The sequence below is a fragment of the Kitasatospora sp. NPDC097643 genome (assembly GCF_040302625.1).
Classification (GTDB): domain Bacteria; phylum Actinomycetota; class Actinomycetes; order Streptomycetales; family Streptomycetaceae; genus Kitasatospora.
Map to the genome: position 1 here is coordinate 84,264 of NZ_JBEOSA010000033.1, position 12,208 is coordinate 96,471.

The window sequence follows — 12,208 nt, forward strand, 5'->3', positions numbered from 1 at the left end:
GCCGGAGCGCGCCGACCGCGTTGAACCGTGCGCAACCCTCCCTACCCCGCTGGAGCAGGCCGTGCTGTTCAACCGCCACAAGACCTCGCTCGTCCCCGCCGACCGCGCCCTGCCCGGCCGGGAGACCCCGGGCTTCACCTTGCGCGAGCCGCACACCGTGCTCGGTCACCCGCTCACCGGCCCGTACCCGGAGGGGCTGGAGGTGGCCGACTTCGGGCTCGGCTGCTTCTGGGGCGCCGAGCGGACGTTCTGGCGCCTGCCCGGCGTCTGGACGACGCTGGTCGGCTACCAGGGCGGCTACACCGTGAATCCGACGTACGAGGAGGTGTGCAGCGGCCTGACCGGGCACACCGAGGCGGTCCGGGTGGTGTTCGACCCGTCCGTGATCTCCTACGAGCGGCTGCTGAAGACCTTCTGGGAGGCGCACGACCCGACCCAGGGCAACCGCCAGGGCAACGACGTCGGCAGCCAGTACCGGTCCGCGGTCTACACCCACTCCCCCGCCCAGGCGGCCGCCGCGACCGCCACCCGGGACGCCTTCCAGCCCGCCCTGACGGCGCTCGGCCTCGGCCCGATCACCACCGAGATCGCCCCGGCCGGGCCGTTCTACCCCGCGGAGCCCTACCACCAGCAGTACCTGTCCGACGCCAAGAACCCGAACGGCTACTGCGGCCTCGGCGGCACCGGCGCGTCCTGCCCGATCGGCGTGGCCCGCACCGCGGACTGAGCGGCGCCCGCGCCCGGGGTGAGCGCTCCCCGGTCCGGGCGCAGACTGGAAGGGCCAGCAAGGGCGGCCCGGCCACCAAGCAGGTGGCCGGGCCGCCCTCGTGGAGAGGAGTGCGCCATGTCCGGTCTGGTCCGCAGGAATTTCGACGATCCCGAGGAAGTCCGCCCGTTCGAGGAGGGCATGGGCGAGCTGCACCTGGTCAACCTGGACGGCGGTCCGGTGGGCCGGGCGGTGTTCCAGCCGGGCTGGAAGTGGTCGAAGCACATCAAGCCGATCGCCGGAACGGACAGCTGTCAGGCCTCGCACATGGGGTACGTGATCTCCGGCCGGATGAAGATCGTCATGGACGACGGCCAGGAGGCCGAGTTCGGCCCCGGCGACTTCATGATCTGCCCGCCCGGGCACGACGCCTGGGTGGTGGGCGACGAGCCCTGCGTCGCCCTCGACTGGCAGGGCTTCGTGGACTACGCCAAGCGCTGAGCTGGCCGGATCAGAGCGTGGCCGGGGCGTTCTCCCGGCTGCCGTCCGCGTGGCGGCCTGGGAGTGCGGCGAGCAGCTTGCCCTGCGCGTCGTAGGCCGCGATCGCGGGGTTGGCGGGCGGGTTGTTGCCGGTGGGGGCCGGGAGACCGGGCATGACCAGGTAGTAACCGGTCCAGCCGGTCATGCCGGGCGTGGTGACCAGGGTCGCCAGGAACGGCTTGCCGTCCTGGAAGCCGACGATCCGGGCCGGGGTGGGGCCGAGGTAGAAGCTGGCCACCAGGTTCTGCTTGGGGCCGTAGCTGCCCTGGGCGTAGAGGCTGGGCTTGTCGTGTTCCAGGTTGTCACTGCGGACGTCCCGGCAGCCCGAGCCGTTGCCCCAGCCGCCGCCGGAGTCCCGGTACTCGTCGCACTTCTCGTTGGCGGTGACCCACATCCGGGCGCCGTCCGCGAACTCGATCTTCTCGCCGGGGGCGACCTGCTTCACCGGCGAGAGCGGCAGCCCGGCCGGCGTCGTGGCGGACGGCTTCGCGGTGGCCGACGCCGGGGCGGCGGCCGGCCCGAGCCCCGCGGCCGGGGCGGCCGAGGAGGTCAGCGCCACCGCCGCGGTGGCGCCGCCGCCGCGCTGGGCGTCGCCCATCGTCACCGCCGTCACCCCGGCGACCGCCACGACGGCCGTGGCCGCGGCCACGATGCCGACGGTGCGCCGGGCCCGGCGGCGGCGCGCCCCGGCGATGATCGGCCCGGGCCGCAGCCCGGCCGTGTCCGGCCCCTCGTCGTTGAGCAGCTCGCCGAGCCGCTGTTCGAAACTCATACCCTCACCTCGGTGTCCGTCGAGTTCAGGCCCGCCGGGCCGCCGGAGCGGTCGGCGAGTTCGGGAAGTGTCCGCAGCTTCGACAGCGCCCGGTGCAGCGTGCTCTTCACCGTGCCCTGGGCGATGCCCAGTTCGGCGGCGATGGCGGCCTCGCCGAGGTCGCCGTAGTAGCGCAGCACGACGACCGTCCGCTCCCGCCGGGTCAGCCTGCCCAACGCCTGCCGCAGCAGCTCCTGTTGGGCGTGCCGTTCGGCGAGGTCGTCCCGGCCGGGCCGGTCGGGGGCGCTGGCGATGGGCAGTTCGCGGTTGCGCAACCGCCGCCACCAGTCGCGGTGCTGGTTCACCACGATCCGCCGGACGTACGCGGTCGGGTCGTCCCCGGTGATGCGGTGCCAGTGCAGGTACGCGCGTTCCAGCGCGGACTGCACGATGTCCGAGGCCCGGTGGGGGTCGCCGGTCAGCAGCTCGGCCAGCCTGAGCAGCTGGCGGCCGTTCCCCACGACGAACGCACTGAACTCGGCGTCCTGTCGCTGTCTCTGCTCGCGATTCACACCCAACTGACTCCTCGGACGGACCGCGAGGTTCGGTCCGTCCGAGGAGTTTTTCCGACGATCGTCAGAGGGCGCTGCCGGCCTTCCAGGCGGCCCAGTCGAGGTTCCAGCCGTTCAGGCCGTTGTCCGGGGCGACGGTCTTGTCGCCGGAGTTCACGACCTCGACCACGTCGCCGATGATCGAGGACTTGTAGAACTTGTAGCCGTCCGTGCCGCCGTCCTGCGCGCCCTTGGCGTCCGCCAGGCCGACGCAGCCGTGGCTGGTGTTCTGGCTGCCGAAGATCGACGTCGGGGACCAGTAGTTGCCGTGGATGAAGGTGCCCGAGGTGGTGAGGCGCTGGGCGTGCGGCACGTCGGAGATGTCGTACTCGTTGCCGAGGTTGACGGTCTGCGAGTTCATCCGGGTCTGCTGGAATTGCTCGGAGATGACCATCTTGCCGCCCCAGGTCTTGTACTCGGGGGCGCCGCCGGAGATCTGGTAGACGGCGCTGACCTGGCCGTCGGTGGTGACGGTGAGCTTCTTGGCGGCGAGGTCGGCGACGCTGGTCTGGGCGCGGCCGATGGTGAAGCGGACGTCCTTGGACTGGGTGCCGTACACGCCCTTGGCGCCCTCGACGTCCTTGAGCCGCAGCTTGAGGGTGACCTTGGTGCCCGCGGCCCAGTACTCCTGCGGGCGGAAGTCGAGGCGGGTGCTGGAGAACCAGTGGCCGACGATCTCGACGCCCGGCTCGGCCGTCACGGTGATCGCCTGCTGGACGGCCTTGCGGTCGGTGACCGGCTTGCTGAAGTTGATCGAGACCGGCATGCCGACGCCGACCACCGAGCCGTCCTCGGGGGTGAAGTAGCCGACGAAGGTGTTGGCCGGGGTCGCCGTGGTGAAGGCGGCGTTGGCGTCCGCCTCCAGCTTGTCCTTGTCGAGGGCGGTGGCGGTGACGGTGTACTTGGTACCGCTGACCGGCGCGGCGGCCGAGGTCCAGCCGGTGCCGTCGGCGGATATCTGGCCGGCCAGCTCCTTGCCGGCGGCGTCGACGACCTTGACGGTGCCCAGGGTGCCGTTGCTCACGGTGACCTTGACCGGCTCGCTGAAGCTCGCGGCGGTCGTGCCGTCCGCGGGGGTGACGGTGATCACGGCGGCCGAGGTCTTCGGGCTCCCGGAGCCGCCCGGGCTGCCGGAGCCGCTGCCCGGGGTGCCGTCGGCGGAGCCGCCGGGGCCGCCGCCACTGTTGTCGTTGCAGGCCGCGAGCAGCAGCACGGGCGCCCCGATCAGGCCCGCGAGCACGCCGCGCCGGCTCCAGTTGCCTCCGGCCGCCCGGCCCTGACCGTCCCGTGTCGTCACGTCGCGTCTCCCTGCTGATCATCCCGGGCATTACGGATACAGAAACGCAATCCGCCCGTTCACGGTTCCATCACCGAAGGGTAGGCGATCGTATGAGATGACCCAACTTCCTATCGAACATGGACAAAACGCCCGGTCTGTCGAGCAGACCGGGCGTTCACGAGCAGTGACGGCGAGCCGTCATCACTCAGCGGACTCCTCCACGGAGTACTCGTCCCACTCCTCGCTCTCGGGGTCGAACTCGGTCTGCGCCGACTCCCAGGTCGCCGAGGCGAGCTCGACACCGGGGACGTCGCCGAGCAGCGCCACCGGGTCGATGAAGTGGGCGAGCGAACCCGACGGGTCCACCTCGATGGCCTCGACGGACTGGGCCCGCTCCTCGTCGTCGAGGTACTCGTCGTCCGCCACCTGCTGGAGGGCCGCCGCCTTGAGCGCCCCCTCGTCGGTGATCTCCGCGATGAGCTCGATCTTGAGCCGGACGTAGCGCGGGGTGTCCTGGCCGGTCGTTTCAGTGCTGGTCATGCGTGCGAGCGTACGGGAAGGGCCGGTCCCTCGGAGAAGGACCGGCCCTGCCGTTTCTCCGCCTGGGCTCCCCCACCCGGGAGCCGCGGAGACGCGCCGTGCGGCGCGGTGGGTCCGTGGGAGCCGCCGCACCCTGGTGACCGACCGGAGTCGGGCAGGGGCGGGACGACGGCGCCTCCCACGGCGGTGCCCTCTCCCCCGTTGCCGGACGGGGAGGGCGGACACGGCCGGCCGGGTCAGGGCCGCCCGACGTGTCCGGAGCCGACCGCGGCCGCCGGGGAGCCGCTCCCGGACGGTCGCCGTCGTCTCGCTCGGCGTCTTGCCGTTGACCACCACGATGCAGGACGGTTGTTAACCACGTGCTGCGGGGACGTGACGCCGGTGTACCACTTCGCCCGTGGGCGAATCATGGCCGGATCGCCCCATCCGCCCCACCGCCACGGCTCCGTGACGTCCGGTCAGTGCGCGGCGCGGGTGGTCAGGAAGCCCAGCAGGTCCTGCCGGGTGACGATGCCCTGCGGCTTGCCCTCCACCAGCACCACCGCGGCGTCGGCCTTCTCCAGGACGGTCATCAGGTTGGTGACCGTCTCACCCGAGCCGACCACCGGCAGCGGCTTGGACATCACCTTGTCCAGCGTGTCGGTGAGCTCGATCTCCTTCGCGAAGACGCCCTCCAGCAGCAGCTTCTCCACCACCGAGCCGATCACCTCGCCGGCCATGATGTCCGGGTGCCCGGCACCCGGGGAGACCACCGGCATCTGCGAGACGCCGTACTCGCGCAGCACCCGGACCGCCTCGGCGACCGTCTCGTTGGGGTGCATGTGGACGAACTGCGGGATGCCCTCGTGCTCGATGGCGTCCTTGCGGGCCAGCACCTCGCCGATGTGCGCCTCGTCGGTGGCCGAGGGCAGGAAGCCGTAGTCGGCCATCCAGTCGTCGTTGAAGATCTTGGACAGGTAACCGCGGCCGCCGTCCGGCAGCAGGACGACGACGACGTCGTCCGGGCCGAGGTCCTTGGCCACCTCCAGTGCGGCGACGACCGCCATACCGCAGGAGCCGCCGACCAGCAGGCCCTCCTCCTTGGCCAGGCGGCGGGTCATCTGGAACGAGTCCTTGTCGGAGACGGCGACGATCCCGTCCGCGACGTTGCGGTCGTAGGCGGTGGGCCAGAAGTCCTCACCGACGCCTTCGACCAGGTACGGCCGGCCGGTGCCGCCCGAGTAGACCGAGCCCTCCGGGTCGGCGCCGATCACCTTGACCTTGCCGCCGGAGACCTCCTTCAGGTAGTTGCCGGTGCCGGAGATGGTGCCGCCGGTGCCGACGCCCGCCACGAAGTGGGTGATCTTCCCCTCGGTCTGCTCCCACAGCTCCGGGCCGGTGGAGTGGTAGTGCGAGGCCGGGTTCTCCGGGTTGGAGTACTGGTCCGGCTTCCAGGCGTTCGGGGTCTCGCGGACCAGGCGGTCGGAGACGTTGTAGTAGGAGTCCGGGTGCTCCGGGGCGACGGCGGTCGGGCAGACGACCACCTCGGCGCCGTAGGCGCGCAGAGTGTTGATCTTGTCGGTGGACACCTTGTCGGGACAGACGAAGATGCACTTGTAGCCCTTCTGCTGGGCCACGATCGCCAGACCGACACCGGTGTTGCCGGAGGTCGGCTCCACGATGGTGCCGCCCGGCTTGAGGGCGCCCGAGGCCTCGGCGGCCTCGATCATGCGCATCGCGATGCGGTCCTTCACCGAACCGCCGGGGTTGAAGTACTCGACCTTCGCCAGCACGGTCGCGCTGATGCCCTCGGTGACCTTGTTCAGCTTGACCAGCGGCGTGTTGCCGACCAGGTCGATGATCGAGTTGTGGTACCGCACGGGGGTCCTCCCGGTCTGTGGGCATGCGAGTGCATTCGGTACTGCAAAGCCTAGGCCGTACGGCACGCCCCAGGCCGCCCTTCCGCCCCACCCGCCCCGCAACCCCGCGCCCCGCGCCCCATCCCGACTAACGCGCCCCACCCCGCCGACAGCCCCGCGCAGCGGACACCCACCAACGGCCCACGCCACCGGTAGCCCCGCCCCGCGGGCGGGTAGGAGGGGGTGGACAGGCATTGCCGTTGGCCCCGGAGGGGGCGGCACGAGGACGCGAAGGGGGCACCGGATGCCAGGGGCACAGGACTCGCGGGCCCGGGTGGCCCGCCGGATCGCCACGGCGGCGGCGTACGGGGGCGGCGGGCTCGGCCTGCTGGGGGTGGGCCTGGTGGGCGTGCTGCTGACCGAGAGCAGGCTCGCCATCCAGGCCATCGGCGTCCTGGAGGGCGACCCGCCCCGGGCCGACGGCGTCTACGGCGAGGCCTTCGCCGACAGCTCCGCCGCCCCGCAGCCGCCGCTGGTGCTGGCCGTCCTCGGCGACTCCACCGGCGCCGGCCTCGGGGTGCTGCGCTCCCGGGAGACCCCCGGCGCGCTGCTGGCCGCCGGTCTCGCCTCGGTGGCCGAGCGGCCGGTGCGGCTGGTCAACGTGGCGCGCTCCGGCGGCCGCTCCGGCGATCTGTCCGGCCAGCTGGAGCAGGCCCTGCCGCACCACCCGGACGTCGCCGTGATCATGGTCGGCGCCAACGACGTGACCCGGCACAGCCCGGCCCAGCTCGCCGTCCGCCAGCTCGGCGAGGCGGTCGCGGCGCTGCGGGCGAACGGCTGCGAGGTGGTGGTCGGCACCTGCCCGGACCTCGGGACGATCAAGCCGGTGCGCCCGCCGCTGCGCTGGGTGGCCCGGCGGCTCAGCCGTCAGCTGGCGGCCGCGCAGACCATCGCGGTGGTGGAGGCGGGCGGCCGGACGGTCTCGCTGGGCTCGCTGCTGGGCCCGGAGTTCGCGGCGCGCCCGGAGATGTTCGCCGCCGACCGCTACCACCCGTCCGCCCAGGGCTACGCGACGGCCGCGATGGCCGTGCTGCCCTCGGTCTGCGCCGCGCTCGGCCACTGGCCGGAGGAGGAGCGCCCGTCCGCGGCGGTCCCGGGCGGGACGGTGCTGCCGGTGGCGATGGCCGCCGCGGCGGCGGCCGGGCGGGCGGGCACCGAGGTGGCGGCCGTGGAGTCGGAGGCCGCCGGCCGCCGCTGGGCGCAGCTGCGCCACCGGCTGCGGGTCGGCCTGCCCGCTTCCTGGACGGCCGAGGAGTTCCGCGAGGACGGCGGTCCGGCCGCCGGGAACACGTCGGCCAGCTCACACGCTGGTACGGGTGACGCCTGATCTACCAGGCGGTAACTTTCCTCCCGGACGTCAGTCCGCCGTCACCCAGCGAGGAGCCCGCCATGCCCGAAGCCGTCATCGTCAGCGCCGCCCGTTCGCCGATCGGCCGGGCGTTCAAGGGCTCGCTCAAGGACGTCCGCCCGGACGACCTGACCGCCCACGTCATCCAGGCCGCGCTGGCCAAGGTCCCGCAGCTCGACCCGCGCCAGATCGACGACCTGATGCTGGGCTGCGGCCTGCCCGGCGGCGAGCAGGGCCACAACCTGGCCCGCATCGTGGCCGTCCAGATGGGCATGGACTACCTGCCCGGCGCCACCATCACCCGCTACTGCTCGTCCTCGCTGCAGACCACGCGGATGGCGCTGCACGCGATCAAGGCCGGCGAGGGCGACGTCTTCATCTCGGCCGGCGTGGAGACCGTCTCGCGCAGCATCAAGGGCACCTCGGACGGCCTGCCGGGCACCCAGAACCCGCTCTTCGACGAGGCCGTGGCCCGCACCGCCCGGCGCGCCGAGGAGGGCGGCGGCGAGTGGCACGACCCGCGCGAGGACGGCCTGGTGCCGGACGCCTACATCGCGATGGGCCAGACCGCGGAGAACCTGGCCGCGCTCAAGGGCATCACCCGCGCCGAGCAGGACGAGTTCGGCGTCCGCTCGCAGAACCTCGCCGAGGCCGCCATCAAGGCCGGCTTCTGGGAGCGCGAGATCACCCCGGTGACCCTGCCGGACGGCACCGTGGTCAGCACCGACGACGGCCCCCGGGCCGGCGTCACCCTGGAGGGCGTGGCGGGCCTGAAGCCGGTGTTCCGCCCGGACGGCACGGTCACCGCCGGCAACTGCTGCCCGCTGAACGACGGCGCGGCCGCGCTGGTGATCATGTCCGACGTCAAGGCCCGCGAGCTCGGCATCACCCCGCTCGCCCGGGTGGTCTCCACCGGCGTGAGCGCGCTCTCCCCCGAGATCATGGGCTACGGCCCGGTCGAGGCCTCCAAGCAGGCGCTCCAGCGGGCCGGCCTGACCATCGACGACATCGACCTGGTCGAGATCAACGAGGCCTTCGCGGCCCAGGTCATCCCGTCCTACCGGGACCTCGGCGTCGACCTGGACAAGCTGAACGTCAACGGTGGCGCCATCGCCGTCGGCCACCCCTTCGGGATGACCGGCGCCCGGATCACCACCACCCTGATCAACTCCCTGCAGTGGCACGACAAGCAGTTCGGTCTGGAGACCATGTGCGTCGGCGGCGGCCAGGGCATGGCGATGGTCATCGAGCGGCTCAGCTGACCGCCCGACCGCGTCGCGTCAAGCCCGAAGGGTCTGGACCACCCATTTGGAGTGACGCAGAGTAATTGAGGGCCGGATCACACCGCGAGGTCGATCCGGCCCTCTTTTCTGTCGTTTTCGGCCCGGAAATCGACAGTGTGGAGCGGATCAACTCCGCAGCGTAGAGCGGTGTTACCTAACAATTTGGGGACAAGAGCGAAAGTCTCGGACAAATTAGACATTCGCCACTGCGGTAACACCCCCGCATGCGGCAGTGTGGAGACGTAACCCCGTTCCGCTCCTCCCTAGGAGTACGTTCCGTGAGCGCCGTCTACACCATCCTGCTGCTGATCCTGATCACCGTGTCGACCGCCGTGCTGCTCCACCTCCGGGGACTCTCCCGCCGGCTGGACGCGCGGGCCGCGGCCGAGGCCGTCCCCGCACCGGTGGACGAGGCCGCGATACGCCGGGCCGTCACCGAGGCGCTCGCCGCCGACCGCGAGCGGGAGATCACCGAGGCCCGGGCGTTCTGGGCCGAGCAGGAGGCCCGCGCGGCCGAGGACGCGCCGCTGTTCGACTCCCCCTTCACCGGCGCGTTCGCCGGCACCGACGAGTGGCCGCTGTTCTTCCCCCGCCCCACCGGCCCGCAGGACGCCGCCGACAACGCCGGCACGATGGACCCGGAGTTCGGCGAGGCGCTGCGCTCCGCGCTGGAGGACCTGATCAACGACGGCGGCCCCGCCCAGCCCGGCACCGACGGCGGCGCGCCGCTGCGTCCCGGCCACCCTGCCGGTGCCCCCGCCGCCGAGGGCACCGGCGACGCCCGGGCCCGCCGCGAGGCCGACCTGCTGGCCACCGGCCTGGAGGCCGGGCTGCTGGACGCCGACGCGGTCGTCGAGGACGCCCCGGTCGCCGCGCCCGACCCGCGCCGGCACCCCTCGCACCCCGACTTCGTGCCCAGCCAGGCGCCGTCCCGCGAGTGGACCGACACCCGGCTGGCCGCCCTCGCCGAGGACGCCGTCGCCCTGGTCGACGTCCGCCCGGGCCCGCTCGGCACCCTGGACGTGTACGCCTTCGCCGACGGCACCACCCTCTGCGTGGCCCCGGGCGACCGGGAGGCCGCCTACCGGCTGATCGACGCGGTCCGCGCCGGTGATCACGTCCGGCTGCTCGGCGGCTCGCGCTTCTCCGGCTCGTACTCGCTGACCTTCTCCACCGACGAGGAGGCGGTCTACGTGCTCGCCGACCGGGTGGTCGCCAGCATCTGACCGCACCTCAGCAGCACAGCACGCAACACGCAGCACGCACAGCACGCACGCCGAAGGCCGGCCGGGTCGAAGGGGTTCCGACCCGGCCGGCCTTCGGCGTGTCCGGGAGCGCTCAGCCGCAGAGCGCGGCGGTCTCCCCGACCGCGACCGACGCCTGCGCCAGCACCGCGGGGTCGGCCGTCGCGGTCAGCGCGGCCGCCAGGTCGTGCCCGGCGACGGCGAGTTGGTCCCCCACCGCGAACGCCCCGGCCTCCGGCAGCTCGCGCTCCGGCTCGCCCTCGGCCGCCAGCGCCAGGGCCGCCAGCCGCCGCGCCAGCGCCAACCCGGCCGCCGCCCGCGAGTCGTACCCGGGCACGGCGCCCAGCAGCCGGCTCTGCGGCATCGAGCGGAACCGGTCCGCGAGCTTGTCGACGGCGTCGATGAGGGGCTGTACGTCTTCCATGCAGAGGAGCCTAAACGCCGCCGGGCCCCCGGAGCGGTCGGCTCCGGGGGCCCGGCGGCAGTGGTACGGCGGGAGGGCGGTCGATCAGTCGTCGCCGCGCAGGATCGCGATCAGCCGCAGCATCTCGACGTAGATCCAGACCAGCGACAGGGTGAGCCCGAAGGCGGCCCGCCAGGACTCCTTCTGCGGCGCTCCCTGGGCGATGGCCTCCTCGATCGCCGCGAAGTCCAGCGACAGGAAGAAGGCGCCGAGACCGATGCCGATCAGGCCGACCACGATGCCCAGCGGGCCCGAGCGCAGACCGAGGTCGGCGCCGAACATCGCCGCGATCCCGTTGATCACCAGCAGCAGCAGGAAGCCCATGGCGACCGCGATGCCGATCCGCGTGTAGCGCGGGGTGACCCGGATCCGGCCGCTCTTGTAGGCGAACAGCATCGCCGCGAAGACCGCCGCGGTGCCCAGCACCGCCTGGATCGCGATGCCCGGCCACATCACGTTGAACGCGTGGGTGACCGCGCCGAGCGCGAAGCCCTCCAGGCCCGCGTACAGCAGGATCAGCGGCGGGCTGACGCTGCGCTTGAAGGAGACCACCAGGCCGACGACGAAGGCCACCAGGCTGGCGCCGATCGCGAACCCGAAGTTCTTGAACGGCAGCGCGAACCAGGCCACCGCGCCCGCGGCGACCAGGGTGAGGAGCGTCATCGCCGTACGGGCGACCACGTCGTCGAGCGTCATCCGCCCGGTGGCCGCCGGGCCGGCCGACGGCCCGTTGTACATCTCGTACAGCTGCTCGTCGGTCAGCGGGCCCTGGTCCTGGGGCTGCTGGGCGTAAGGACTCCCCGCGTAGGGGTTGTTGCCGTACGGCCCCCCGGCCTGCGTGGTGGTTCCGAACCCCGCGTAGCCGGGCTCGCGGGTGAAGGACCCCTCCCGGGAGAAGACCGGGTTGCTGCTTCTCATTGCTCATTCCCTCCGTGGCGGCACTGCACCGCCCCGAACCAGGGTAATGGCTTGGCAAAAATATTGGGATACGCCGCGAGGAGGATCCGTTGAACGACGCCCGGCGGGGACGCCGTCGGCGCCCCCGCGAGTCGAGCGGTGCCCGGAGCCGGACTCGAACCGGCACGGCCTCGCGGCCAAGCAGTTTTAAGCTGCCCGTGTCTGCGTTCCACCATCCGGGCGTCTCCTGTGAACCACCCCTGAGCCTAGTCGCCCGGATCGCTCTTTCGCATGTTCCCAGCCTGGGAAGTTGTCATGTTTCCTTGCCATCTGACGAACAGTTCGCAATTCGGCCACGAAGGGCATGGGTTCAGGCCATCGGCCCGGTCTCAGGGGTGACGTCATACCCCAGGAGGAGAGCGCCGGTCCCGCCTACACCCAGCGGTGGTCGGGCCAACCGTTCGGGGGAGCGACGATATTCCATGATCACGTAATGGAGCATTGGAGGGTAGGAAAACCGCGACCAGCAAGGAGCACCCCGTGACCACGTCGACCGCAACCGCCGTCCGTACCGGCCTGGCGGCCGCCCGCGCCACCGGCCTGAACAAGGTCTACGGGGAGGGCGAGACCCGCGTCGTCGCCCTGGAC

The 12,208-nt window shown here is 72.2% G+C and carries 12 protein-coding genes, 1 tRNA gene and 1 pseudogene; 6 read left to right on the forward strand and 8 right to left on the reverse strand.

What is annotated here, in order from left to right; genetic code table 11:
- The first annotated feature begins 61 nt into the window (after positions 1-61).
- Together msrA and ABTY15_RS21860 are read left to right on the forward strand one after the other, a co-directional pair.
- Positions 62-727, forward strand: coding sequence for a peptide-methionine (S)-S-oxide reductase MsrA (gene msrA / locus ABTY15_RS21855; RefSeq protein ID WP_350596212.1), 666 nt, complete (start codon positions 62-64; stop codon positions 725-727).
- A gap of 117 nt (positions 728-844) precedes the next feature.
- A complete protein-coding gene (locus tag ABTY15_RS21860; RefSeq protein ID WP_350596214.1) occupies positions 845-1,207 on the forward strand; it encodes a cupin domain-containing protein in 363 nt (120 codons plus the stop codon).
- Positions 1,208-1,217: 10 nt separating this feature from the next.
- Here the strand turns inward: ABTY15_RS21860 and ABTY15_RS21865 are convergent, their stop codons facing one another.
- From ABTY15_RS21865 to ABTY15_RS21885, 5 genes are all read right to left on the reverse strand, one after another.
- Positions 1,218-2,018: a hypothetical protein gene (locus ABTY15_RS21865; protein ID WP_350596219.1), complete on the reverse strand. Its 801-nt coding sequence runs from the start codon at positions 2,016-2,018 to the stop codon at positions 1,218-1,220.
- Entirely contained in the window at positions 2,015-2,569 is a 555-nt protein-coding gene (locus ABTY15_RS21870; RefSeq protein WP_350596223.1) for a SigE family RNA polymerase sigma factor, read from the reverse strand. Before ABTY15_RS21870 ends, ABTY15_RS21865 begins: the two co-directional genes overlap by 4 nt.
- A gap of 64 nt (positions 2,570-2,633) precedes the next feature.
- Positions 2,634-3,905, reverse strand: a complete 1,272-nt coding sequence (locus tag ABTY15_RS21875; RefSeq protein ID WP_350596228.1) for a L,D-transpeptidase — start codon at positions 3,903-3,905, stop codon at positions 2,634-2,636.
- A 183-nt stretch (positions 3,906-4,088) separates the two neighbouring features.
- Positions 4,089-4,427 carry a hypothetical protein gene (locus ABTY15_RS21880; protein WP_350596230.1) on the reverse strand — a complete coding sequence of 113 codons (339 nt, stop codon included), beginning with the start codon at positions 4,425-4,427 and terminating at the stop codon, positions 4,089-4,091.
- 458 nt (positions 4,428-4,885) lie between these two features.
- Positions 4,886-6,286 (reverse strand): cystathionine beta-synthase, encoded by a 1,401-nt coding sequence (locus ABTY15_RS21885; protein ID WP_350596234.1) that lies wholly within the window; start codon positions 6,284-6,286, stop codon positions 4,886-4,888.
- 283 nt (positions 6,287-6,569) lie between these two features.
- Here ABTY15_RS21885 and ABTY15_RS21890 point away from each other — a divergent pair, with 283 nt between their 5' ends.
- The 3 genes from ABTY15_RS21890 (at position 6,570) to ABTY15_RS21900 (ending at position 10,182) form a co-directional block, all read left to right on the forward strand.
- Positions 6,570-7,652 (forward strand): SGNH/GDSL hydrolase family protein, encoded by a 1,083-nt coding sequence (locus ABTY15_RS21890; RefSeq protein WP_350596236.1) that lies wholly within the window; start codon positions 6,570-6,572, stop codon positions 7,650-7,652.
- A gap of 62 nt (positions 7,653-7,714) precedes the next feature.
- Positions 7,715-8,935: an acetyl-CoA C-acetyltransferase gene (locus tag ABTY15_RS21895; RefSeq protein WP_350596238.1), complete on the forward strand. Its 1,221-nt coding sequence runs from the start codon at positions 7,715-7,717 to the stop codon at positions 8,933-8,935.
- A gap of 299 nt (positions 8,936-9,234) precedes the next feature.
- Positions 9,235-10,182: a hypothetical protein gene (locus ABTY15_RS21900; protein WP_350596241.1), complete on the forward strand. Its 948-nt coding sequence runs from the start codon at positions 9,235-9,237 to the stop codon at positions 10,180-10,182.
- A gap of 112 nt (positions 10,183-10,294) precedes the next feature.
- Here the strand turns inward: ABTY15_RS21900 and ABTY15_RS21905 are convergent, their stop codons facing one another.
- The 3 genes from ABTY15_RS21905 to ABTY15_RS21915 all read right to left on the reverse strand — a co-directional run bounded on the left by ABTY15_RS21905 (position 10,295) and on the right by ABTY15_RS21915 (position 11,802).
- On the reverse strand, positions 10,295-10,624 hold the full coding sequence (locus ABTY15_RS21905) for a hypothetical protein (protein WP_350596246.1): 330 nt from the start codon (positions 10,622-10,624) through the stop codon (positions 10,295-10,297).
- 84 nt (positions 10,625-10,708) lie between these two features.
- Complete coding sequence (locus tag ABTY15_RS21910; protein WP_350596249.1) at positions 10,709-11,581, reverse strand: Bax inhibitor-1/YccA family protein; 873 nt, start codon at positions 11,579-11,581, stop codon at positions 10,709-10,711.
- A 139-nt stretch (positions 11,582-11,720) separates the two neighbouring features.
- Positions 11,721-11,802 (reverse strand) — tRNA-Leu (locus ABTY15_RS21915).
- Positions 11,803-12,100: 298 nt separating this feature from the next.
- Between ABTY15_RS21915 and ABTY15_RS21920 the strand changes: the two are divergent.
- Positions 12,101-12,208 (forward strand): annotated as a pseudogene (locus ABTY15_RS21920) (ABC transporter ATP-binding protein); the annotation flags it as partial.